The following is a 23,906-nucleotide window of genomic DNA, read 5'->3' as shown; positions in this document are numbered from 1 at the left end:
CAGCGAAGGGCGTCCCGGCCACTGGATCACCACGACCGAAACGCCCCTTCGCGACACGCCAATGCCGCCGTCAGGCTTTCCCGTCGACCGTCGGACGGCGCCTGATCAGCCAGAACAGCCCGCCGCCGATCGCGAACGTGAGCAGCACCCCCGCCACCCCGGACAACCCGGTGGACAGGTACTCGTTGTCGATGCCCTTGATGCCGTAGTCAGCCAACGGGCTGTCCCCGAGCTGGTGGTCCTGCTCCCGCTGCAGCATGCAGGAGCCACCGGTGATCTCGTCGTCGGCGTTGAACGTGCAGCCCTCCCGGGCCGCGTAGTCGAGACCGTCCGGACTGCCGGAGGCGAAACTGGAGACGACACCGGCCAGCAGCAGCGCGACGAGCAGGCCGCCGATCAGGAACCTCTTCATGCTTTCACTCCCATCGACCGCGTACGGAACGCGCGCAGCGCATAGACCAGGTCGGGGCGAACCTTGGCGACGGTGACCACGGTGGTGGCGGCGATCAGGCCCTCACCGATGCCGATCAACACGTGCACACCGGCCATCGTGGCCGCGATCCCACCCAGCGACAGTTCGGTGGTGCCGCCGAGGGCGTACTCGACGACGAATCCCTGAGAGGCGACCACCACCCCGACGATCGAGGCGATCAGAGCGGTCGCGCCAAGGCCACCGGGAGTCCTCGGCAGGACCCGCAGCAGCAGGGCGACCAGCAGGTACGCCGCAGCGGTACCGATCAGCGCCATGTTGGTGACGTTGAGCCCGATCGCGGTCAGGCCACCGTCGGCGAAAACCAGGCACTGCACCAGCAGAACCGTCGCCACGCAGAGGGCACCGACCCACGGGCCGACCAGGATGACCGCCAGAGTGCCGCCCAGCAGATGCCCGGAGACACCCGGCAGCACCTGGAAGTTGAGCATCTGCACGGCGAAGATGAACGCCGCGACAAGGCCCGCCATAGGCGCGAGCCGGTCATCGAGATCGGTCTTGGCCCGCCAGACACAGACCGCCAGGCCGGCCACCGCTATCGCTATGAAGAGCAGCGAGACGGGACCGTTGATGATCCCGTTCGCGATGTGCATCGCTACCGTCGTATCCACCGTTTCTCCTTCACGATTCCGCGGCAGCATATTGACACCCTCGGGCTGTTGCATAGGTGTGGCAACTGTGGGCTGCCGCGCACACGCGTGAATTTCAGGCGTTTCGTGGGCCGCGGCCGCCGAGCCGGCGGCCGTCCCGCGGATGTTCGTCGGCGGATCCGGCGAGCGGTTTCTGGCTCGACATGCTGGTACCAGATGTCGTCCGGGTGGACGACAACCAGCGGGCCGAGGTTGCACGGGAACAGGAAGCCGGTAGCGATACGGCACCGACTGTCCGGCTGCCCGCCAGCCCGGCGTCCACAGCCTCGCGGCTGGTCTGCAACACCTCGTCGAACCGCCCGGTGTCGGCGTAAGCCTGCGCCAGCTCGTCGAGCAGCTCCGGGAGGTAGAACACCCCGGCAGCGCCCGCGTCAATGCGGGTCAGCGCGACCACCTCCGGCAACGCCGCCAGGCAGGCACCATCGTCACGCGGACGCGCGGCCATCACCGACGCAAGCTGCCGCTCGACACGTTCAACCTCGGACAGGTGGTTCACCGGCATCAGACATCATGCGGTCACAGGCGCCGGGCACGCGTGCACCGGACCGTGAACTCCGGCCTGACGATCACGGCCGGGCCCGACCCTGCCACCATCCGATGCAGTGCGCACACCAGCCTCCACCAACGGCACCTTCGCCTCAGGAACCGGCAATGACCAGTGGCCGCTGAACTTCGTGAGCAACGACTCCCGCCACCGGCCTGGAGCCGCCCCGACAGGCCTATCAACCAGCCGGGACTACTGCGGACAACCAGGGACAACCGCAGCCAACTTCCGAACCCCACAAGCAACCACGATCATGGAATTACCGGCCCCGGACGGGACCGACGAAATCACCGTACGGGCGTTCGTGTCATCGAGGTGTCGCGATCATCCACATAGGATGCCGCTTCGCATCGACGATCGACATCACCCGCAAGAAGGCCGGTCACATCGAGATTCGCTCAGTCCGCCCATCAACGCCCTGCTCAACCAGGGTCCCCGCCAAGGAGATCGACACGGAGAGAAAGCTCAAGAGCTATCGATTACGAACCGGCCGCGAAGATCGGCCGGAATCCCGGCGTAAACCGTACGCGCGTACGTGCAGAAATGCGTGTCACGGCGCTGCGGTTGCATCGATGTCCGGACATGCAAAAGGCCAGCTAAGCTGGCCTTTTGTTAAGTCGGGCTGACAGGATTTGAACCTGCGACCCCTTGACCCCCAGGTCGCGTTGCAATTCGGTTAAGCACTGTCAGCTTATGTCTAAATGTACACGAGAACGGACAGAGCGGCACCGCCATGCCGTCCAATTTCAACCGATCCAGCAGAAGTTGATCAACGCCGTGACCAGGCGCGTGACCACAGCCGATCAAGTGCGGTACGTGCCATTCGGTCCATTGCGGCTCTTGAGTGCTCGAAAGGACAGCAGTGCAGTGCCAATGAGCAGCAGATTCCAGGAATTGGCTTCGCTCATCTCCGACGCGCTGCGAGAGATGCAAAGGCACGATTGCAGTAGCGGGCACTTGACACCTAATGAGGGCCACAACCCTCACCCGCCACCGAAAGGCCTGCCGACTCGGAACGGCTCGTGCAAATTTGATGATACCCGATGGGCATCTATTTCCGTAGGCGACCAACCCATGCGAGGTGGTTCGCGGCAACGAGGTCACCTTTGAGGTGTCGGCCTTTGAGGATTCCGACGCGGGTTCTGCCTTCGACGACCTGTAGACCTGTCCCCGACGACTTGAGGACTGATCGATGCAGGAGGATTGGCCACCGCTTCCAGGTGCCGTGTATCTGCCAGCACAAAGCGACGCCTTCATGTACTCCCATATTTCGGTTGCCGATCCAGTGATCAGGATTTTCTGCAATCTCGTCGATGTAACCATCGTCGGAGGGTCCGGTTGGCATTTGAACGAAATCTTCCACTGAAACCGCCTCTACTTTCCATTGAAGGCGCGAAAGATCAATGGCGCCGTAGTCGTCGAGAAACGACTCGTTGGCTGCGTGGTCGTATAGCCATTGCTCTAGAACGTCGTCCGGCCATTGCAGTTCCAAGACGTCGGGATGGTATTTGAAGGACGTGAAGCCGGAGTTGCCCTCATTGCATGATCTTGAGAGGCGGGTGTAATCAGCTAGATACATGGCTCGTAGTATGACGTCGACGGCATGACGATCGCCGTTCGGTATACAGCGCGAGCCATGCAACCGCGGTTACTCGTGAATTGGGAGCTTGGATGCTAATTCTCGACTGTGAGACCTCCACCACGGCGCTTCGATCGCTTGCCGCGGCTGCGGGCGTCGATGTGCTGCTGCTCCGCCGGGCTCTACTGGCGCATGACCCCGACCAGCTCAATGAGTTTGGTGAGGAGGATCCGTGGGTGGCTGCTCCACGTGCACTGTGCGCCGAGGCGGGCGCAGACATAACCAAGATCGGCTTCGATGGCGCCCACTACTTTCACGGCAGCCGCGTTCTGGACCCGCACTCCTTCCTTACTGAAGGTGTCTTACCACTGGACAACATGCTCGACCGGCTCTGGATCGACCTGCATACGCTCTGCGTCGATCGGATGACGCCTGAGCAGTGGAGTGCTCTCCGGCAAGAGCTCGAGGGCGATACTCGAACGCCGCTACATGACAGAGATGGTGCCTGGACGTATCGCCTGAAGTTCGGCACCCCCGCCCACTACGGGCCCTATGCGTCGCTCGTACGTCAGCATGCTCTTGAACCGATCGATGGCGAGCATGCATACGTGAAGAGTCCGGAGATCGTCGAGGACATCGCGCGGTGTGTTGATTTTGATTTACAGGCTCGTTTTGAAGCGAAGGCGAAGAGCTGTCTTGTAAAGATCCGGATTCCGCGAGTAGATCAGCACGCAGTTGAATCCGCTTTGCTGTTCGTATGGCACCGGCTGCATCAGCGGCCGCTGGACCGGGGCAGCGTCTATGGAATCGACTGCCAGGGGCGAGTGCCGGCAGTTGACGTGATGTACGTCGACGAGTTTGACCTCGGTGGCCGAGCTGGCAAGGCTCCGCCGCTGCTGGTGTCTCGGCACCGGGCTCGTGACTGCTTGACAGATCAACCGCTTTGTACAGCCAGCAGCGGCCAGGCGGACGAATGATCACTCACTCTTGCTAGCCACCGGCTGCCTGATTACTGGCCTTCAGCATTCGAGCCGCTGCACCGTGGAACGCGGCCCGTGTGGTGAGAGGCAGAGTCAACAGCTCTCGTGCGTCTAGCGTGGCGCGTGGTGGCGCTCACCCGATGTCGGGGGCGTTACTAGTATGGAGCGGCTTGCCCCGACCTGGTCGCGACGGGAAGCGCCAGGGGGGAGGCCCAAGTATGTCCCGGTTTCCGGTGACGAGCTTCGACACGCTGCGTCAGTGGGAGGGTGAGCAAAGCCGAGCTTTCGAGGAGCTTTCGTACCAGCTCCTCAGGGATCGGGTGCCGGCTGGGACGCGGGCGATCCGCACGGGCAATCCGGATGGCGGCGTCGAGTGGTACGCGGTCGAGGCGGATGGTACGGAGCATGGTTGGCAGGCCAAGCATGTACACGAGATCGGACCGTTGTTGACAGCGATGACCGAATCGGTCAAGCGGGTCGCGAAGGAGCGGCCCACGCTGCGAACGCTGACGTTCGTCATCTCGTGGAACCTGGGGTCCAGCCGGCAGGTCCGTCAGGGAAGACAGCTCAAGTCACAGCGTGACAAGTTCAACGACAAGATCGCCGTATGGAAGAAGACCATCCCAGGCGCCGACAAGATCGCTTTTGAGCTGGTGCAGGGTAGCGAGTTACTCGACGAGCTGTCCAAGCCAGAACATGTAGGACGTCGTTGGTTCTGGTGGGGCGAGACTGTCCTTGGTCATGCCTGGCTGCGCGATCACTTCGCCGTTCAGGCGGAGGTGGCGGGCGAGAAATACCGTCCCGATCTGCAGGTCGACGTTCCCATCCAGGAGGATTTGCTGGCGCTTGGCTTCGACGCCAGGGTACGCGAGCACTTGCGGCTGTTGGTGCACGAGGTCGTCGCAGGCATTGCGGAGTCGCGACGCTATCCGCCGGCTAAGCCCAGCCATTTGTATGCGGCGGTGGCGCAGGCTGTGGACCGGCTTGCAACGGTAGCCGCCGGGTTCGATCTACAAGCCGGCGATGCCGTCGTGACGTTGGAGCGACTCGAAACTCGGCTGGAGGACGTCCAGCGAGCCGCCGAGGCGCTCATCCGGCAAGAGCGTTCCACCGCTGACGGCGAGCAACAAATACAGCACGGAACCGACTTTCGTGACTTACTCAAAGCCGTCCGCGAGCTGTCATCCTGGCTTTTCTCCTCACCGGGGCGAACGTTGCGACGCCAGGCCTATTTCCTGTCTGGGGTGGCCGGGTCCGGTAAGACGCACCTGCTGCTCGACGCCGCCGGACGGGCTCTCGATCAGGGGCGGCCCGCTGTGTTTCTGGCCGGCGCACAGCTAGGCCGGGGCGAGTTGTGGGCGAGCATCTGTGATCAGTTGGGGCTGGAGAATCTCGGCGCTGACGTGCTGCTCAAGGCAATGGATACCGCAGGGGAAGCCGCCACCAGGTACGGCAGCCGGTTCTTGCTGATCATCGATGCCGTTAACGAGACCGTGCCGGCGGACTTCTGGTACTCGCGGCTTGCGGGGCTGCGCGCGAAGGTCGCCCAGTATCCGCATGTTGCGCTCGTGGTGTCATGCCGCGACACCTACCGAAACATTGTGGCGGACCGCGCCGAACAGGCTCGTTTCCATCAGCGCACCCATCCTGGCTTCGCCGGCCATGAAATCGAGGCCACTCTTAAGTATTTCGCGCATTTCGGCCTCGAAGCGCCGAAGATTCCGCTGCTAACGCCAGAGTTCACACTGCCGCTGTTCCTGCGCATGTACTGCGAAAGCGTCGCCTACACCGGCCCGGCCACGACCTACGAGGGCCACCAAGGCCGGGTAACAATCTTCGAGAACTACCTTGAGGCGAAGATCGGCGCCGTCGCCCGCAGACTCACCCCAGACGCGGTCGCTGACTCCGAGCGAGAAGCGGCCCGGGCCCGTATCCGGGCCGTTCTTGACACGCTCGTCGACGAGATGGCACTACTCGGGCGCGAAGGACTGACCAGCAGCGAGGCCGACACTGTCGTCCAGACAGCACTGAAAGACACGGTGCTGCCACCCACCAAGATCCTCGGCCTACTGCAGGACGAAGGTGTCCTCAACCGCGAGCGGCTCCACCTGGGCGCCGGCACGTTCGGTGACGGCTTCCGTATCACCTTCCAAGCGTTCTCCGACTTCCTGCTGCTCATACGCCGCTTGACCACCTCACCGGATCCGCTCAACGACACGGACTTGCACCAGTGGCTGGCACAAGACGCCAGCGAGGGCATCGTAGAAGCAGCCACTATCGTGTTCCCCGAGGTTTATGGCGCCGAACTGCCCGACGTGCTGGGCGTTGACGTCCCTGCCGCTAGCCGAGGAAGCAATCTTCAACGGCGGAACCGCGCAGAGCGCCTCATCCACAATTTGACGGCGATGCTGCCGTACCGGGCAACCACAGCTGTCACCGAGCGAACCGTCGAGCTGCTCAACGCCGCACCCGGGCTTTCTGCCAATGACCTTTACCGGGTGCTATTCGCGATCGCCCCGCAGCCGGGCAACCTGCTCAACGCCGAACGCCTGCACCGCAGTCTCACCCTGATGCGTATGCCTGAACGCGACACCATTTTCGGGTTCGCCACCTACGACGAGCTGTTCGACGACTCCAGCCCGGTACCTCGCCTCGCTCGATGGGCAGCAACCGGCCCATATCCACATTACGATCCCCTCGTCATCCAGCTCGCATGCATCCCCCTGTGCTGGCTGCTGTCATCGCCCAACCGATACATGCGCGACTGGATCACAAAGGCTCTCGTCCAACTGCTGCACGGGCATCTCGACGTGATGCGCGCGTTGGTCGAGCGGTTCTGGAACGTCGACGACCCGTACGTAGTACAACGCGTTATCGCAATCGCCTACGGCGCGCTGCTGCGCAGCGCACCCACGCAGGCCGCTGACGCCGCAGCCCTGGCCACCGCTGTGCACACCCGTGTGTTCGCTCGGCCGGTCCGTGCTGATGAACTGCTGCTGGACGCTGCCCGCGGTATCACCCGCTGGGCCGTGGCCCATCTGCTCCTACCCGCTACCGCGTCACGAGCGGCCGAACGTCCCTACGGCCTGCCACTGCCGGGCGCGGCACCCACGCAGGCGACCCTCGACGCCAAGTACGGCCGCTACGACGACGTGCCGGCCGATCAGGACTATCTGTCGGTCTTTGTCTCGGTGCTCGGAATGGGCGACTTCGGCCGTTACGTTGTCGAGTCCGGCATGCACTACTTCTCCCGCCATAGACGAGGTCAGTCACGCCCAAGCCGCGGGCCCCAGCGGGCCGGACCGAGGCTGATCAAGTATCGCTGGGCCAGGTTCCTTGCTTCCCTGAGCCCGCAGCAGAAGACTGAGCACGCCGCCTGGCTGGCCGACCCTCAGCCTCACGCCATTGCCCTACGGCGATACAGCCTCACTACTGGTAAAGACCCCTTCACACCCGAGCAGCACAAGCTTCTCGACGCCGTCTGGAAATACCCGGAAATAGTCGACGACGACTACCCGGCCGACCAGGCCCGCCGGTGGGTCTTCCGCAGAACTCTGAGCCTGGGTTGGACGCCAGCACGCTTCCGGGCCAAAGATCGCACGATCGGCCAAGGCCGCGGCCGCGAAGGTCACAAGAGCGAACGGTGGGGTAAGAAGTACCAGTGGATGGCGTACCACGAGCTCCTCGCCCGCGTCGCCGACAACTACGCGAGCGCCGATCGCTACGACGACTCCCCCACCTACGATGGGCTGCACCGCCTCATCGGTGACCGCGAGATCGACCCCAGCCTCCCGCCGATCGATTTCCGCGTCTTCAGCGAACATGACGGCCTCGACGCGACGGCATGGCAACCAACCCTGATCCGCCTCACCACCTGGCCTGCGGTGGACCTCGAATTCCGCCATTACCACGGCGACATTCAACGGCTGCTGGCCGACACCGCTACCGAACCCACCATCAGCAACTCGACGTTCCTCCGCGACACTGACGGAACCGACTGGGTGGTGCTCGAGAGCTCTACAAGAGTGACTGACCCTGCCGCGCACAAAAGCTGGCGTGGCCTGCAACAGTCCTGCTCCGTCCACACCCTGCTCATCGCAGCCACCGGCGCAGCTGGTTTTCTCACCACGCTCGCCGAGCGAAGTCGGTATCGGGCTCTGGACCTGATCGATAGCCACGGGCATGTCGACTGCTGTTACGTCGGCGAAGTCGGCCGTGCCGGGCCAGCCTGTCACCACCGCCACGCCGGCTTCGACACCGTCTCCGTAGCCGACAAGCGGTTCACCATCGGTCGCACCGTTGAGCCCTACACATGGGAAGGCAACATCTACGACTGCTCGATCGGCGAGACTGCGAACACGCTGCTGCCCTCCACCCTGCTACAGCAGACAGCCGGGCTGACCTTCGACATGCGGGGGCCGAGCTGGCTCGACACCCAAGGATCACCGATATTCACGTTCTACCAGGAGCCCGGCAGCAGCAACCGTGCCCTGTTGGTCCGGGCCAGCTACCTACGCGACTTCCTCAGCCAACACGACCTCGAACTTGTTGTGCTGCATTTCTTCGAACGCATGGAACTCAAAGACGACTACGATCGCGGCGGCCCGCTGCCTTCGATCAACTCCTCCGCCGAAGCTCGTTTGACCTGCGATTTAACCGTTCACAACGGTCTGCCACGCCGTGAAGAGCGTGACGTGCTCGGTCCTTGATTTTTGGGGATCCACCAAAGTTGCAAATCTTCTGCAGGCTCTCCGCCTTCGCCGAGTACCTGCAGCGAGACTTGGCTCAGCTTCGTTTGGTGCGAACGCAACCTCACTGTGCCGTGCGTAGTTGCCCGCGTCAGCTCGTTCACCCAACGGGGCGCCGTCATCTACGCTTCAGCGTCCCCACCATGATCGCAGTGTAGCGGCAGGTACAGCACCGAGTGACAATACCGCTTATAGTCGATCTTGAGCGTGGCTAGAAAGTGTCATACCCCCGTGTCATCCTTGACTACATCAAGGCTTGGAGGTAGGCCATGCCCTCAGAACTGCACTACGACGTACGACACGCGACTGCACCGACACCCAGCGGGTGCCGCTGGTGCGGAACTGAGCAACGTTCGCATGGTCAACGCTGGGTCAAGGGCGCCGGCATGCACATGTGGACGGCGCCTACCACGCAGCAGCGCTTGGCGCGCATGAAAGCTCGGCGAGCCTCACGAGTCGACGGGATTAGCTAGCTCGATCAGCGCCGAAAAGTGCTGGTGCAGCTCTTCGGGCACCTCCTCCGCCGTCCGGAAGGTTGCGACGAGCTCATACACCATCTCAGGTTTGGTCTGCGGACCTTCGAGGCTGGAAGTCTTGAACTCGAGCAATAATTCTTCACTAAACTTTTTTGCTGATCGCTTTTTCGCGATCATGTCAGGGGTCCACGGGCAACTATCGGTTCGCGGCCACTTGGCTTGGGCCACGGCCGCCCATTGCTCATCGGTGAAAAGATATTCCAGTTCCCTGTCTTCACCGCCGATCAGAAGGCGGTCTCGGTCGGGGTCAAGACCGTATTTCTTGAATTTGTCATCTCCGAAGATCTTCTGATTTTTCAAGCTGTCAGCATCGATGAGTACAGAAACTCTCCGGTCGTGGCTCGCGAGGAATTTGGCGAACATGAGTGCGCCTTCGTTGTTGTTGCAGGCCCAGAGCGCGATACCAGCTGACTGCAGAGGCATTCCGGTCGCAAGCCGAAACAGTACTGGAATAGATTGCTGCTCGGTCGGCCCCTCGACTCCGACGAATAGCCTTTCGTGCAGGAGCACGCTGTTGCGCAGGCCCAGGGCCGCCGCGATGTGCGCGAGATGCCGATCAGTCTCGTTGTGTCCTGATTCGTCAGCGAGGCGTTCCATCACGGTGCGGTTGTCACGCAAGGTGAGATGCACGATTGAGGCGATATCGACTCCATCGATCAGGTTCATCGAGTGGGTGGCGATCATCATGCGGATTTGGGGCAGGTCGCACTGCTGGCGGATCAGCTGCATTACGCGACGTTGGTGCGAGTAGTCCAGATGAGTATCGGGCTCGTCGTAGAGAATTACGACATCGGGCTGAGTCGCCTGAGCGCCGTTCTCGTCCCCGTCAGTGTCTGCCAAGCCAGAGTCGGTGACGGTTGATCGGGTTTCGGTTTGGAGCACTTCATTGGCCCATTCCCAGACCGCCAGGCTGATACGCCGTGCCCGGCCTGCCCCCGCAGCATCTACAGCGACGGCTTCCCCTCCTGTGCGGGCGAGCTGCAAACGTGCAGATTTGAACGCGCCGGAGAAAGAGACCTCTGGGAGAACTTCGACCTCAGCTAGATCTGGGCACCGCTCCATGATGTGTTTGCAGAGTTCCGCAGCATCGTCCCTCAGCAGGTCACTGAGTTCCGTCTCCAATTCTCGGATACGGATGTGCATTCTGGGTGCCTCGACGTGCACTTTATAGCGGGCGTTTAGGATAGTTTTCACCGCTGCGTCGACTGACGCTTGTTCACCACCGAATCTCAGCAAGCGCGGCAATCGCTGGTGAACATCCAACGGTACGTCGACCCAGTCATCGATGTGAGGAGCTTCGTTCGCAAAGGCCTGCAGCAGCTCTACCCAGCCAGCCTTGTTCGACGGTACCTTCTCGGCAGTCAAACCGTGCTTAGTCGCCAACACCTTGAGGTCTGTGACTTTCAGGCCTTCGAGGTTGCGGAGATCCGGATCGGCGGTGACGTTGCGGAAAGCCTGGAGCACCGGTGTTTGCTCCTGCGCGGCGAATCGCCGGATCCGTACACTCGCCGTCAGTCCAGGATCGGATTGTTCAGCCGCACTCAGTCTAAATGTTCCTTCGACCCACGTGTGGGTGACTCGTTGTCCGTCTCCGTCGGCCGCCGTTGCGGTCTCCGGCGTCTCATCGGTAGCCAGCACGTCCCTTCCACGGTCACTGTGAATCTGCCGGGTGAAGGTTCTGTCTGCGTCTCGCAGCGTGTACGCACCAAGTAGGAAAGCGATGGCATCCAGGGTGGCGGTCTTCCCACCGTCGTTGTGGCCGGTGAGGATGGTGGGCCTGCCGAGGGGGATGCAGTCAACCTTCTCCAAACTCCGGAACCCCGACACTGCGATGGACTCGAGATGCATGCAATACCCCTCAGCTACCGCGCCGGCGGCTCCTGCTCGCCGGGACGCCCTGCAACGGTCTATCACAGTGGCGTTGCTCGTGGCTTCGGCCACGTCGGTAAAGCGGGGGTTAGGGTGTCACGTCGGGTCCTTGCTTCGCCGACTCCGGTGGCCTAAGGGGGCGTTCCGGGATGTTGAGCTCGTTTCCGGATGAGGTGACTTCTCAAGGCTAGTCCTGCGATGGCCGCAACAGAGAGTCTGGACCTGGCCGGTCTGCTGGACGATTGGCGATCCAGGCGATCTGCTTGTGCCGGCGTTCGATCAGGTTCTTGGGGTTCTTCCGGAGTGCTCAGCTGGCGTGTTCGAGGGCTTTGGTGTCGCCAGTCGGGCGATGGTTGCGGCTGTTGGCGCGGCTGTTGGCGCGACCTTGGTTCCAGGCAGTTCCGCGTACTTCTTCGAGGGCGTCGGTGACCCGGGCGACGACGTAGAAGGCGTCGGCACCGCGGGTCCTTTGTGGGCAGTGCTGGGGCGAGGGCTTCGTGGTTCCAGCCGGCGGCGTCGGAGCTGATTCGGGTGATCCGGGCGCTGGGAGGCCGCGCCAAACGGAATCAGGTCGGGTAAGGATTCCTTGAAGACCTCGGCGCCGGCCTGGGCACGCCCTGGATTCCAGCGCTTGCGGACGAGCGATCGGGCGTTGATCTTCTTGGGCATTCATCGGCAGATGATGCTCACGGTCGCGCGTGCCAGCAAGTCCGAATCCCGGTGTCAGTGGCGGCGCTCGTATCTCGTCCGCACCTCGGCGAGGGTTTCCTTCCCCTCACCGATGCGCCAGAAGGTCCAGCCATTCGCAGATTTTCCGTCGAGGACCGCTTCGGCTGCGGCGGTCGGGGAGGGGAAGGGTTCCCCGTTCGCTGTGCGGATTCTGCCGTCCCCGAGTAGCGTCGCGCGGAAGACTTTGCGGTTACGCGTACCCACCAGACCCGTGCTGGGAGCCAGCATGCCTTCCCGGATCAGTTCGGCGAGGGTGACGAGCGACCTCTTCCGCTGCTTGCCCTTCGGCGCGGCGGCTGGCTCCGCCGGCAGGATCAGGCCGAGCTTGTCCGCCGACCAGATCTTCTCGGCCATGGCTTTGAACAACCGGCCACGGGATTCCACGAACTCGGGAATGGGCACAGTTTCGTCGTACGCGCCGAAATCGAGCTTCTCGTCCTCCCGAAACCGGCGGAACCGTACCTCACCGCGCCCGTAGCTGCCGGGGTGCAGTGAGCCGGCGAGCAGGTAATGGCTGCGATATGCACCGAGCTTGTCGACGAGGCGCAGGGCGCCAAGGCTCGCGTTGTCCGAACCTTCCAATAGGACCAGGGCGCCCAGTCGGCTGCGCTCGCGGGAGTAGGCGCCGCCGTCGGCGAGTACGTCGCGGTAGTCGGCGTGCCTGCTGGTGAAGAGATGTTCGACCTCGTGCCCTCGGCCGTCGACATGGCTGAGCATGTGCACGGCGCGGTCGCCGCGGCCCGTGCCCGATTCCAGCCAGGCGGTCAGCCGGGCGAGGAAGTAGACGACGAAGGGCCGGTTTCCGCGCTCGCGGTAGCGCAACGTCAGCACGCCGCCGAAACGCGGATACCAGTCGGCCGCGGCCTTTCCCAGCACGACGGCGAGGTCGTGCACCGTCCGGGATTCGCGCACGGCCGGCCGCAGTTCGCTTACCAGTTCGTCGATCTCGCTCTGCCCGTAGTTCTCGGCAACCAGGCCGCGGGTGACGACGAACAGATCCAGGAGGTTGGCGACGAGGGTGGCCTTCCGGTGCATGACGCCCTCGTCGTCGCCAGGGCGGATGGCGGCCATCGTGAGGTCGAACTGCCGGATGATGCCGTTGGAGTTGTTGAACCAGGTGCCGAGGTGCCCGTCCACCGGCGCGGCAGCCCATCGCAACAGATCCGCGTAGAACGGGTAGAGCGGCTGGAGTTCCTCGGTGAAGAGCGCGGCATGGTCGCCTTTCTTGTAACGCGGCCAGATCGCGTCTTCGTGCCGCACCAGCCATTCGTGCGGCGCCTCGTCCAGGGTGATGCCGTCACCGTCGTCAGGGTGCAGGTGGAAATAGTGCGCCCGCAGCACGCCGCGCACGAAGTCAAGCGTCGCGTCCTTCGCTACGGCGTCGAGTGTGGCCTGCATGGACTGCCAGCCGGCGTCGTGCACGCCCGGATCGGGCCGCGCGTCGCTGAGCAGGTAATGTTTCAGCAGGTCGAGCGGTGTGAGCCGGACGCCGCGGTCATTCATCGCCACGAACATCTCAAGGGCACGGTCGGGGTCGCCGGCGTCGAGTACGACGAGCGACACTCGCTCGAGCAGCCAGGTGACGAAGTTCGGCAGCGCCTCACCCGGAAGGTTCTGTAGACAAAACTGGGTGACGTCCTGATAGGCGCGCCACACCCGGACGATGTCCGGTGCGCCGTACGCGCTGAACTCGTGCCCGTTGAGCAGGTCGTTGAAGCAGGAACGGTACTTGATGTCGGTGATGGTGAACTGTCGTCTGACAGGGTCGCCGCCGAGAATCAGCGTCCGTAGGTGGGCGCTCTGATCCCTGGTGTCCTCGCGCGAGGACGTCAGATGGTAGAGCCGGATCAGCAGGAGCAGGAGGGTGACCACCCGCTGCTGCCCGTCGGCCAGATACTTCCCGTCGGCGCGACGGTAGGTGATGACAGAGCCGAGAAAATAGGGCTCATAGTTCAGCGCGTCAGCGACCTGGTGATTCTGCTGCCATTCCCGCTCGAACTTTCTGACCAGATCCAGCATCAATTTTTCAACCTGAAGCTTTTCCCAGGCATATCGGCGCTGGAAATAGCCGAGGCCGTAGGCATTTCCCTCGAAAAGAACGCGCACCGTCGCGGACCGGGCGCACACGATCTCCTTCGGACCTGATGATCCGACCATGACGACCCCCAGCGAACTCAGGAAACCGGTTCGGCCTGCGCCTTGAGAACGACGATCGGTTTACCTGTTCCGGTCCAGATGAATCCGCAACGCCTGATTCTGACGCGCACTCCGGTTCGGGCGTTCACTTCGTGCCGCTCGACATCGAAGTCCACGGTGGCACCGACGGGTCCGATCACGTCTAGCCGATTGTCCTGGGCCTCACGCATCAGCCATGCCACGATTTCGGGTGCCTTCTGGTCCTCGGCGGCGAGCTGATCGGCGCCCGCTACCACGTCGGCCAGCAGCGTGACCTTCTCCCGCGTGCTCTGCTCAGTCCAGTCAGGCCTGGCTCTGGGGCCCGAGTTTTCGACCGCGGCCAGCACATTCTTGATCGCCTTGACATACGGTCGCACGATCCAATCACGGCTGGACTTCAGGGCCAGATCGGTTAACTCGGTCAGTGCTTTCTCCGAGGTTACCTTGACGGGCGACCATTCGTAATGGGTCTTGTCCGGCCGGTTGATCTGCGGATGCTCGGCGAGCCTTTTCTGCGTCGACTTCCATCGGCGGTTCACCACCGCGGGATCGGCGCCACCCCGGACGATCACCTCGCGGATATCGCGAAGCTGAACCGGGCGCCCCGCCCGTTCGATGATCTCCGCGAACACGGATTCCGCGTCTTTGTCGAACTGATCGAGCAGAGCCACGCCGTCCACCTTCACCGTCGGCAGAGCAGTTATTGACCGTAAGCGCCGTTACCAATCGAACAGCTACATCATAAACATCGATCGATGATCGCCGAGGTGTCGTCACCGCGACAATACCGTCGCCTTCCGATCACGGGGACCGATCATGTATGCCGGGCCGCCATTTATACATGTCATGGTCCGCGCAGATGGGGGCGAGCTGAACCAGGATTTCGGCGAAACGATCCCGATCCCTTGACCAGGTTTCAACTCGGATCGCCACACGCAGGGAGGACATGCCCGGTGGTCGCGTTGTGGTCGCACCTCAACCGGGCACCGCAATGACGACCGACCGAAACCGAGACGTTAGGAGGCCCGATCATGAGGCCGAATCCGAACCGGGGACGTGTCTACCGCCGCTGCGGCTGCCGCGACAACACCGGCAAGCAGATCGGCGCCGGTTGCCCCAAGCTCGCCAGCTCCCGCCACGGCACCTGGACATTCGCCGTCGACCGGCCGAACGCCGACAACATGCGAAAGACCTTGCGCCGCGGCGGATTCGCTACCAAGATCCAAGCCAGTGAAGCGCTAAGCAAGGTCCTCGAATGCGAGCGCGCCGGCGTCCACCTCAACGACGCCGAGACTGTCGCCCAGTACCTCACATCCTGGCTCGACGCGAAGGCACCGAACCTCAGGACCAACACCGTCCTGCGCTACCGGGCTTACATCAACCAGGACCTCATCCCCGCAATAGGCGCCGTCCGGCTCGAGCAGCTCACCCACGAACACGTCCGGCAGTTCATCAGCAACCAGCTCACCGCCGGCCGCGGACGCGTCACCCTGGCCCGGTGCATCACCACGCTGTCCAGCGCCCTCAACGACGCCGTAAAGCAACGACGACTCTCCTACAGTCCCGCCAGGTATGCGGGCCTGCCGCGACCCGCGCGCCGAAACCTCACCTGCTGGACCACCAGGCAAGCCGAAGGCTTCCTTCGCACCTGCCATCGCATCGACGATCCGCTGGCCGACCTGTTCGAGCTGATGATCTGCACCGGCATGCGCAAGGGCGAGATGCTAGGCCTGCACTGGGATGACGTCGACCTCGACAACCGGGTGCTGTTCGTCCGGCACACGCTGGTCAGCATCAACAACTCGCGGTCGATGCTCAGCGAGCCCAAGACGGAGGGTAGCCGCGCCTGGGTCGCACTCTCCCAGCGCGCGGTCGAGGCGCTACGCCGTCAACGGCAACGAAAGACCACCGATCCCGACGGTCTGGTCTTCACCACCAAGGACCGCCGGCCGCTACGGCCGCAGTACGTCCTCGACCGGTTCCGGCAGCTGACGGCCGAGGCCGCACTGCCTCGTATCCGCGTCCACGACCTGCGCCATCTCGCCGCCACCATCATGCTCAGCGCCGGCGTTCCCATCGCGATGGTTTCCAAGACGCTGCGGCACAAGAACCTGGCCACCACCGTCGACATCTACGGCCACCTCACCCAGGAAGTAGCCCAGGCGGCTGTGGACGCCACCGCGGCCGCGCTCGACAACGTGGCTAAGAAAGCAGCCTGAGCACGCCTTTGCAAGATCCGTGCTGGGGTGCGACCACCTGGCGACCACATCGCCCAATAAACAGCTCAGGGGATATGCATGTTAATGCATATCCCCTGAGCAGATCGGTCGGGCTGACAGGATTTGAACCTGCGACCCCTTGACCCCCAGTCAAGTGCGCTACCAAGCTGCGCTACAGCCCGATCCCGCCCGGAACCTCAGCCCCGCGCGACATCTCCTACAGACTACCAACCTCACCCGTGGGCTTTTCCGCGACCCCCCGGCCCCGTCTTCTTTCTCGGCTTGACGGAAACCTCGATCGGGGTGCCCTCGAAGCCGAACTCCTCGCGCAGCTTGCGCTCGATGAAGCGCAGGTAGCCCGCGTCGAACGGCCCCGTCGTGAACAGCACGAAGCGGGGCGGCGCCACGCCGGCCTGGGTCGCGAACAGCACTCGCGGAGCACGACCGCCGCGGACCGGGTGGGGGGTGGCCTGGGTCAGGGCGGTCAGCCACTGGTTCAGGGTGCCGGTGGGGATGCGGGTCTCCCACGATGCCAGGGCGCGGCGGATGGCGGGGGCCAGCTTGTCGACGGCCCGGCCGGTCTTGGCGGAGATGTTGACGCGGACCGCCCAGGTGACGCGTTTGAGGTCGCGGTCGATCTCCTTGTCGAGGTAGAACCGGCGGTCGGCGTCGACCAGGTCCCACTTGTTGAAGGCGATCACCAGGGCCCGGCCGGACTCGATGACCTGGGTGATGACGCGCTGGTCCTGCTCGCTGATCACCTCGCCGGAGTCCAGCAGGACCACTGCGACCTCGGCGGCCTCGACGGCGCCGGCGGTGCGCAGGGACGCGTAGTACTCGGTGCCGGAGGCCTGGTGGACGCGTTTGCGCAGGCCGGCGGTGTCGACGAACTGCCAGACCTCGCCGTCCATCTCGACCAGGCTGTCGACCGGGTCGACAGTGGTGCCGGCGACCGAGTCGACGACGGCGCGCTCCTCCTTGGCGACCCGGTTGAGCAGGCTGGACTTGCCGACGTTGGGCCGGCCGACCAGCGCGACGCGGCGCGGGCCGCGCGGGCCGCCCTCGACGACCGGTGGGGTCGGTGGGAGGGCGTTGAGGATGTCGTCGAGCAGGTCACCCGAACCGCGGCCGTGCAGGGCGGAGATGGGGTGCGGCTCGCCGAGGCCCAAACTCCACAGGTGGACGGCCTCGAGCTCGAGGTTTTGGTTGTCGGCCTTGTTGGCGACCAGGATCACCGGCTTGTGGCTGTGGCGCAGCATCTTGACGGCGGCCTCGTCGACGTCGGTGGCGCCGACCGAGACGTCGACGACGAAGACGACGACGTCGGCGGTCTGCACGGCGATCTCGGCCTGGGCGGCGATGGCGGCGGCGCGGTCCTTGGCGTCGGGCTCCCAGCCGCCGGTGTCGACGACGGTGAAGCGGCGGCCGCTCCACTGGGCGTCGTAGGGCACCCGGTCGCGGGTGACGCCGGGCTTGTCCTCGACGACCGCCTGGCGGCGGCCGATGATGCGGTTGACCAGCGTCGACTTGCCGACGTTGGGGCGGCCGACGACGGCGACGACCGGGACGGGGCCGGAGAAGGACTCCTCGGCAGCGGCGGAGCCGCCCGACGAGAATTCGAACCCGCCCTCGAAGTCGTTGAGATCGAGGCCGGCGGGAAGTTCAGTCACTTACTTACCTTGCTGTTCAGCAGATGCAGGAGGTGGGCGACGACGTCGTCGATGCCCATACCGGTGGTGTCGACCTCGACGGCGTCGGACGCCTGCTTGAGAGGGTCGACGGCGCGGCTGGAGTCGAGCTTGTCGCGGCGGGCCAGGTCGGCCTCGGTGGCGGCGACGTCGGTGGCGTCCTCGGCGCTGCGCCGGGCGGCGCGGGCGGCGGCGGACGCGGTGAGGTAGACCTTGAGGTCGGCGTCGGGGGCGACCACGGAGGCGATGTCGCGGCCCTCGACGACGATGCGCGGGTGGCCGGCGATGATGGCCTTCTGCAGCGCGACGAGGTGTTTGCGGACGGCCGGGACCGCGGCGACCGCGGAGACGGCGCCGGTGACCTCGGGGCCGCGGATCGGGGCGTCGACGTTGGTGCCGTTGGCGGCGAAGTGCGGGGCGGCCGGATCGGTGCCGATCGACAGCTCGGTCTCCAGCGCGATCTTGGCGATCGCGTCGGGGTCGGCCAGGTCGGCGCCGCCCTGGAGCACGGCCCAGGTCACCGCCCGATACATGGCTCCAGTGTCGAGGTAGACCCCGTCGACCGCGCTGGCGAGGCGCCGAGACACGGTGGATTTGCCGGATCCGGAGGGGCCGTCGACGGCCACCACGCACTTCTCCGGCCGTTCGTGAAGTGCCACCGTGCCTCCTGAGGGATAACCACCGCCGAACCAACCCTCCCATTGTGCCGAAGCGCGCGGGCATCGACGAACCGGGGCCGGTCGGCTATGTTACCCATCAGTAACTAAGGAGGCCTGCCATGCCGACCCTGGACCGCCACGACGACGTATACGTCCTCGACCTCGGCGACACCGAGAACCGTCTGCACCCCGACCTGATCGCCGCCGTCAACAACCTGCTCGACGAGGTGGAGAAAGCCCCGTCACCCGCGGCGCTCGTCACCACCGCCACCGGAAAGCACTACAGCCTCGGGCTCGACCTCGACTGGCTGATGGCCCACGCGGACCAGCAGACGACGTACCTCACCGCCGTACAAGAACTCCTCGCCCGCCTGTTGACCCTGCCCATGGTGACCGTCGCCGCCATGCCCGGCCACGTCTTCGCCGGAGGCGCCATGCTGTCCCTCGCCCACGACCTGCGCGTCATGCGCGCCGACCGCGGCTTCTGGTGCCTGCCGGAAGCGGACATCAACCTGCCCTTCACCCCCGGCATGAGCGCGCTCATCCAGGCCCGACTCACGCCGCAGACCGCACACGAGGCGATGGTCACCGCCCGCCGCTACGGCGGTCTCGAAGCCGCCGAACGCCACATCATCGACCAGGCCGTCCCCGCCGAATCCGTCCTCTCCACCGCGATCACCCTCGCTCGATCACAGGCCGGCAAAGCCGGCCCCACCCTCGGCACGATCAAAACCCGCCTCTACCCCGGCGTCCTGCAATCCCTGCGCTCAAACCAGCTTTAGCGGTACGCCCCGCGAGCCCCGCCAAGCGCAAGAGGCACTCCCCCGCCCCCTGATCCACGCGACGTCACCCGAGGGCTGCACCCCCGAGCCCGCAGCCCTCGGTGGCGATGCCCGCACCCACGCGCGAGCCCCGGCCGGCGCGGCCGCACACCTACAGCGGCACAACGCGGCACCGGAACCGGCGAGAACTCGCAGCTCAGCACCGCAATACCACCAATGAGCCGAAGATGACGGGCATCGACCAGAACTGTCATGCCGCGATCCTGCCGGAGGGGTACGACATTTTCCGGCGCCGCGGCCACCCGGAGAATGAGGGCCATGCTTCGACGGCGAATGCAGGCTCTGGCTCCACCGACAGCAACGGCCGTGGCCACGGCGAACGACGGCCGCAGCGCCGCCGGCGACGACAGCTGCGGCTCGGGGGCGAACGACGTCAGCGAGCAGCGGCCGGATCGGGGGCGGAGACGGTCTGGGGACGACTGCGGGAGACCGCGACACCCGCCAGGCACAGCGCACCACCCAGCAGCGTCAGCCAGCCCGGCACCTCGCCGAGCACCAGCCAGGACATCACCACCACCACGGCGGGAACGGCGTAGGTGGTGGAGCCCATCTTGCCGGCGGTGGTGCGGGCCAGCGCGTACGCCCAGGTCGTGAACGCGATCGCGGTCGGGAAGACGCCGAGGTAGACGACGCTCAGGGTGATCCGCCACGGGGCGCCGGCCACATCCGAGACCAGCTGACCGGCGAACGGCAGACACGCGATCGCGCCGATCACACAGCCGAACGTGGTGGCCTGCAGCGCGGTGGCGTGCTTCAGCGCCGGCTTCTGCGCGACCACCCCACCGGCGTAGGTGACGGCCGCCAGCAGGCACAGCACGACACCGAGGATCGACGTGCGCCCACCACCGGACATGGAGAAACCGACGACCACCGTGCCGACGAACGAGACGGCGATCCCGGCGAGCAGCCGAGGCGGGAAACCCTCGTGCAGCAGCCAGCCCGCGAGCAGCGCCATCACCGCCGGGCCGACGTTGACCAGCATCGCGGCGGTGCCGGCGTCGACCAGCTCCTCACCCCAGTTGAGGGCGACCATGTAGAGACCGAACCAGATCACCCCGGAGATGATGATTCCCGGCCAGGCGGGACGCGGTGGCAGGCCCTGACGGCTGATCGCCAGGAAGATCAGCAGCGCGGCCGAACCGGCGAGCAGCCGCCCCAGCGCCAGCGAACCCGGGGAGAAGTACGGGGCGGCGGCGCGGATGCCGACGAACGCGGACGCCCACAGGACGACCGTGACCATTGCCGCGGCGATCGCAGCGCGCGAAGGGCGTACCGAATCGGGGGTCATGCAAGCAAGCCAAGCGTGCCGCGCGGCTGGACGCTAGCGAAAATCGGACCTGGCGTTGCCGACGTCACAGCAGGCCGAGAGCCTGCACGGCCTCGAAGGCGGGCAGACGCACGGCATAGCGGGTGATGCCCCAGCGTTTCTCGTGGCGCTCGATGGAGGCGCGGATCTCACCGACCGTGCCGATCAGCACGAACGGCGCCGCCAGCAGATCAGGAACGGACATGTCGAGCTCGTCGGCCAACGGCGCCGCGACCTTTTCGGCATCGTCGGTGATCTCCATGACCTGCACCAGCGCCTCCAGCGGCGGCGGCGTCGCCCGGCCCGCCGCCCCGACGGTGACCTGCTCGATCTGCGCGTCGATCTGATCCGGCCGCCAGCGGACGGTGTGGTTGTGGCCGTCGGCGAGAGTGCGGCCGAGCCCGGACAGGCCGATCAGGTCGGCGTGCGCACCACCCCAGCGCAGCAGGCGGGTGTTCGCGGTGCCGAGCAGCAGCGGGACACGGTCCTGCACCGGGCGCGGCTTGTCGAGACGGGCCTCGTGCACGTCGAGATGCGGGGTGTGCACCGTCACGGTCTCGCCGTCGAGCAGGGCGCGGACCGCGTCGGCGACGGCGATGCAGCGGTCGACACGGCCGGCGACGTCGGGGCGTTCCCGGCCCACGGCGAGCCACTCGGCCGGGGTATGACCGGCGCCCAGGCCCACACGGGCGCGTCCGCCGGAGACGACATCGAGGGTGGCGACGTCGGCGGCGAGCAGCAGCGGTTCGCGGATGCCGGCGTTCGCGACGTAGGCGCCGAGGCTGATGCGGCTGGTCACGGCAGCCGCGGCGGCGAGCGCGACGTAAGGGGCGGCGCAGACGCCGGGATGGTCGGCGGCCTGCAGGGTGTCGAAGCCGGCGGCCTCGGCGCGGCGGGCGAGGTCCAGCCAGGAGGCGGCGTCGGCGGGCTGCGCGTGCAGCGCGAACGTGGTCACCGCCCGAGCCTTCCATCGGCGATTGCGGGGACCAATCCTTTCTGCGTACGGCAGACGGCCGCCGTGTTCCGGAACCTCGACAGAATGAACACAACGGCATCCTTCGATGAGCCCTGGATCACAGTGAGGGGCATCTTCCGGCGGCGCCCCGGCCGCCTGACAAGAGGAGGCCCCCGCTGTCATGTTCGGACGAATCATGCTCCCGGCCCTGTTGCTGCTGTCGACCGTCGTCACGGGTCAGCCCGCCGGGGCGTCCACCGGCGAGCCGGGCCCCGTCGACCGGCCGGTGCGCACCACCGGCTGCGGGAAGACGCCGCCCGCACCCGCGGGGACACCGGCCACCCGGACGATCCTGAGCGGTGGGCTCACCCGTACCTATCTCCTGCACGTCCCGCCCGGCTATCGCAGGTGGACGGCGACGCCGGTCGTGCTGTCCTTCCACGGACGCACCCGCACCAGCGAATATCAGCAGGAACTCACCCGGATGAACGAGCTGGACGCGATCGTCGCCTACCCGCAGGGCACGATCGGTACCGACGGTGAGCCCTCGTTCCAGGGTGCGCCGTACTCGTCCGGCGCCGACGACGTGCTGTTCACCAGCGACCTCCTCGACCAGCTTCAGCGGCAGCTGTGTGTCGACCCGGCGCGGATCTACGTGTCCGGCAAGTCGAACGGCGGCGGCTTCGCGGGCGTGCTGGCCTGCCGGCTGTCCGGCCGGATCGCCGCGTCCGCGCAGGTCAGCGGCGCTTTCTACCCGCAGGGTGGGGCGTGTGAGCCGCGCCGGCCGATCCCGGTCCTGGAGATCCACGGCTCGGCCGACACCACGATCCCGTACGACGGCAGCACGGCGAAGATCCTGCCGTCGATCCCGGACTGGCTGGCCGGCTGGGCGGCCCGCAACCGGTGCGCCGCCGGCCCGGTGATCTCGACACCGGTGGCCACGGTGACCCGCTCGGTGTGGAGGCGCTGCGCCGCGGCGGTCGAGCACTACCGGATCGACGGCCTGGGCCACGACTGGCCGAGCACCACCGCGAACCCGGACTCGGACGTCCCGAGCGTGCTCGACGCGACCCCGCTCATCTGGAAGTTCTTCCTCCGCCATCGGCTGCCGATCCACCACGGCCACTGATCGGCAAGGCCCGGCACGCACGACACGGTTGCAGCAAGCAGTTGATCGACTACCGTGAGTACGTGTCGGGTGTCGGGGATTTCGTGTGTGGCCATCTCATCAATCACATCCCGCAACAGGACTGGGAAGACCTGCTGTCGCTCGGTGTTCCGGTGCACTTCCTGCGACAGCAGGTCCTCTTCCTTCAGGGCGACGCCGGGCAGCACGTCTACGTGATCCGCGAAGGGACCGTCAAAGTCGTCCGCACCGAGCACGACGGCAGGCAGACGATGCTGACGCTGCGCGGGGCGGGAGACGTGCTCGGCGACATGGCGGCGTTCGACCGCGGATTCCGGTCGGCCACCGTGATCGCGATGAATCGGGTGCGGGCACAGCTCGTGACCGGCGCCGACTTCCGCGCCTTCCTGACCCGGCCGGAGGCTGCCGCCGGATACGCGGTCTACACCGTCGAACGGCTACGCCAGGCCGACATCCACCGCAGCGAGATCACCCTGCTGCCGGTCCGCACCCGGCTCGCCCGGGCGCTGCTCCGGGTCGCTGACGGCACGGTGGTACGGATGTCGCAGCTGGACGTCGCCCTCTACGTCGGGGCCTCCCGCAACGCCGTCGTCGAGGAACTCGCCGCTCTGCGCGACGCCGGGATCATCAGCACCCGCCGCGGCGTGATCCAGATCTGCGACGTGCCCGCGATGCGGCGGATCGCCGCGCTCTGACACACACCCGACAGTCACCTCCATCACTGTCGATGTGCCCACCAGCGGGCAGTTCACCGGCACCGGTTCTCCGCACCATGACGTCGTCCTTCCGG

General features: G+C 65.3%; 17 protein-coding genes and 1 tRNA gene. 6 read left to right on the top strand and 12 right to left on the bottom strand.

Translation table 11 applies throughout. The annotated features are described in order from the left end of the window. Positions 1-70: 70 nt before the first annotated feature. The 4 genes from BM290_RS21720 to BM290_RS47435 form a co-directional block, all read right to left on the bottom strand. Positions 71-412 carry a PDGLE domain-containing protein gene (locus tag BM290_RS21720; protein ID WP_093616898.1) on the bottom strand — a complete coding sequence of 114 codons (342 nt, stop codon included), beginning with the start codon at positions 410-412 and terminating at the stop codon, positions 71-73. Continuing rightward, positions 409-1,083: an energy-coupling factor ABC transporter permease gene (locus BM290_RS21715; RefSeq protein ID WP_093616896.1), complete on the bottom strand. Its 675-nt coding sequence runs from the start codon at positions 1,081-1,083 to the stop codon at positions 409-411. Before BM290_RS21715 ends, BM290_RS21720 begins: the two co-directional genes overlap by 4 nt. Before the next feature lie 112 nt (positions 1,084-1,195). Then, positions 1,196-1,642 (bottom strand): hypothetical protein, encoded by a 447-nt coding sequence (locus BM290_RS21710; protein WP_093616894.1) that lies wholly within the window; start codon positions 1,640-1,642, stop codon positions 1,196-1,198. 1,093 nt (positions 1,643-2,735) lie between these two features. Then, complete coding sequence (locus BM290_RS47435; protein ID WP_143133867.1) at positions 2,736-3,263, bottom strand: hypothetical protein; 528 nt, start codon at positions 3,261-3,263, stop codon at positions 2,736-2,738. 92 nt (positions 3,264-3,355) lie between these two features. On the opposite strand from BM290_RS47435, the gene BM290_RS21705 reads away from it, so the two are divergent. Then, positions 3,356-4,240: a hypothetical protein gene (locus tag BM290_RS21705; RefSeq protein ID WP_143133866.1), complete on the top strand. Its 885-nt coding sequence runs from the start codon at positions 3,356-3,358 to the stop codon at positions 4,238-4,240. Between the two features lie 236 nt (positions 4,241-4,476). Continuing rightward, on the top strand, positions 4,477-8,952 hold the full coding sequence (locus BM290_RS21700; RefSeq protein WP_143133865.1) for an NACHT domain-containing protein: 4,476 nt from the start codon (positions 4,477-4,479) through the stop codon (positions 8,950-8,952). Positions 8,953-9,440: 488 nt separating this feature from the next. Here BM290_RS21700 and BM290_RS47430 read toward each other — a convergent pair whose 3' ends face one another. From BM290_RS47430 to BM290_RS21680, 3 genes are all read right to left on the bottom strand, one after another. Then, on the bottom strand, positions 9,441-11,375 hold the full coding sequence (locus tag BM290_RS47430) for an AAA family ATPase (RefSeq protein WP_143133864.1): 1,935 nt from the start codon (positions 11,373-11,375) through the stop codon (positions 9,441-9,443). A gap of 744 nt (positions 11,376-12,119) precedes the next feature. Further along, positions 12,120-14,282 carry a restriction system modified-DNA reader domain-containing protein gene (locus BM290_RS21685; RefSeq protein WP_093616886.1) on the bottom strand — a complete coding sequence of 721 codons (2,163 nt, stop codon included), beginning with the start codon at positions 14,280-14,282 and terminating at the stop codon, positions 12,120-12,122. Between the two features lie 17 nt (positions 14,283-14,299). Then, positions 14,300-14,971 (bottom strand): hypothetical protein, encoded by a 672-nt coding sequence (locus BM290_RS21680; protein WP_143133863.1) that lies wholly within the window; start codon positions 14,969-14,971, stop codon positions 14,300-14,302. A 360-nt stretch (positions 14,972-15,331) separates the two neighbouring features. Here BM290_RS21680 and BM290_RS21675 point away from each other — a divergent pair, with 360 nt between their 5' ends. Then, the gene (locus BM290_RS21675; protein ID WP_203779663.1) at positions 15,332-16,519 is read left to right on the top strand and encodes a tyrosine-type recombinase/integrase; all 1,188 of its coding nucleotides are present in this window, start codon (positions 15,332-15,334) and stop codon (positions 16,517-16,519) included. A 108-nt stretch (positions 16,520-16,627) separates the two neighbouring features. On the opposite strand, the gene BM290_RS21670 is transcribed toward BM290_RS21675, so the two are convergent. From BM290_RS21670 to cmk, 3 genes are all read right to left on the bottom strand, one after another. Next, positions 16,628-16,701, bottom strand: a tRNA-Pro gene (locus BM290_RS21670). A 51-nt stretch (positions 16,702-16,752) separates the two neighbouring features. After that, complete coding sequence (gene der, locus BM290_RS21665; protein ID WP_093616882.1) at positions 16,753-18,189, bottom strand: ribosome biogenesis GTPase Der; 1,437 nt, start codon at positions 18,187-18,189, stop codon at positions 16,753-16,755. Next, complete coding sequence (gene cmk, locus BM290_RS21660) at positions 18,186-18,866, bottom strand: (d)CMP kinase (RefSeq protein ID WP_093616880.1); 681 nt, start codon at positions 18,864-18,866, stop codon at positions 18,186-18,188. Before cmk ends, der begins: the two co-directional genes overlap by 4 nt. A gap of 119 nt (positions 18,867-18,985) precedes the next feature. Here cmk and BM290_RS21655 point away from each other — a divergent pair, with 119 nt between their 5' ends. Next, on the top strand, positions 18,986-19,648 hold the full coding sequence (locus tag BM290_RS21655; RefSeq protein ID WP_093616878.1) for an enoyl-CoA hydratase-related protein: 663 nt from the start codon (positions 18,986-18,988) through the stop codon (positions 19,646-19,648). A 433-nt stretch (positions 19,649-20,081) separates the two neighbouring features. Here the strand turns inward: BM290_RS21655 and BM290_RS21650 are convergent, their stop codons facing one another. Continuing rightward, a complete protein-coding gene (locus BM290_RS21650; RefSeq protein ID WP_093616876.1) occupies positions 20,082-20,996 on the bottom strand; it encodes a DMT family transporter in 915 nt (304 codons plus the stop codon). Positions 20,997-21,060: 64 nt separating this feature from the next. Beyond that, positions 21,061-21,969, bottom strand: coding sequence for an LLM class flavin-dependent oxidoreductase (locus tag BM290_RS21645; protein ID WP_093616874.1), 909 nt, complete (start codon positions 21,967-21,969; stop codon positions 21,061-21,063). A 181-nt stretch (positions 21,970-22,150) separates the two neighbouring features. On the opposite strand from BM290_RS21645, the gene BM290_RS21640 reads away from it, so the two are divergent. Together BM290_RS21640 and BM290_RS21635 are read left to right on the top strand one after the other, a co-directional pair. Further along, complete coding sequence (locus BM290_RS21640; RefSeq protein ID WP_203779661.1) at positions 22,151-23,098, top strand: CE1 family esterase; 948 nt, start codon at positions 22,151-22,153, stop codon at positions 23,096-23,098. 41 nt (positions 23,099-23,139) lie between these two features. Next, positions 23,140-23,811 (top strand): Crp/Fnr family transcriptional regulator, encoded by a 672-nt coding sequence (locus BM290_RS21635; RefSeq protein WP_177319831.1) that lies wholly within the window; start codon positions 23,140-23,142, stop codon positions 23,809-23,811. Positions 23,812-23,906: the final 95 nt, after the last annotated feature.

The sequence above is a fragment of the Actinoplanes philippinensis genome, from assembly GCF_900113015.1.
Classification (GTDB): Bacteria; Actinomycetota; Actinomycetes; order Mycobacteriales; family Micromonosporaceae; genus Actinoplanes; species Actinoplanes philippinensis.
This window is presented reverse-complemented; position numbering and strand designations above follow the sequence as displayed.

Coding starts and splice junctions, on each gene's coding strand:
- BM290_RS47430 (WP_143133864.1), bottom strand. CDS start 11,375: ATGCATCTCGAGTCCATCGCAGTGTCGGGGTTCCGGAGTTTGGAGAAG.
- BM290_RS21685 (WP_093616886.1), bottom strand. CDS start 14,282: ATGGTCGGATCATCAGGTCCGAAGGAGATCGTGTGCGCCCGGTCCGCG.
- BM290_RS21640 (WP_203779661.1), top strand. CDS start 22,151: ATGTTCGGACGAATCATGCTCCCGGCCCTGTTGCTGCTGTCGACCGTC.
- BM290_RS21655 (WP_093616878.1), top strand. CDS start 18,986: ATGCCGACCCTGGACCGCCACGACGACGTATACGTCCTCGACCTCGGC.
- BM290_RS21675 (WP_203779663.1), top strand. CDS start 15,332: ATGAGGCCGAATCCGAACCGGGGACGTGTCTACCGCCGCTGCGGCTGC.
- BM290_RS21710 (WP_093616894.1), bottom strand. CDS start 1,642: ATGCCGGTGAACCACCTGTCCGAGGTTGAACGTGTCGAGCGGCAGCTT.
- BM290_RS21715 (WP_093616896.1), bottom strand. CDS start 1,083: ATGCACATCGCGAACGGGATCATCAACGGTCCCGTCTCGCTGCTCTTC.
- BM290_RS21720 (WP_093616898.1), bottom strand. CDS start 412: ATGAAGAGGTTCCTGATCGGCGGCCTGCTCGTCGCGCTGCTGCTGGCC.
- BM290_RS21705 (WP_143133866.1), top strand. CDS start 3,356: ATGCTAATTCTCGACTGTGAGACCTCCACCACGGCGCTTCGATCGCTT.
- BM290_RS47435 (WP_143133867.1), bottom strand. CDS start 3,263: ATGTATCTAGCTGATTACACCCGCCTCTCAAGATCATGCAATGAGGGC.
- BM290_RS21650 (WP_093616876.1), bottom strand. CDS start 20,996: ATGACCCCCGATTCGGTACGCCCTTCGCGCGCTGCGATCGCCGCGGCA.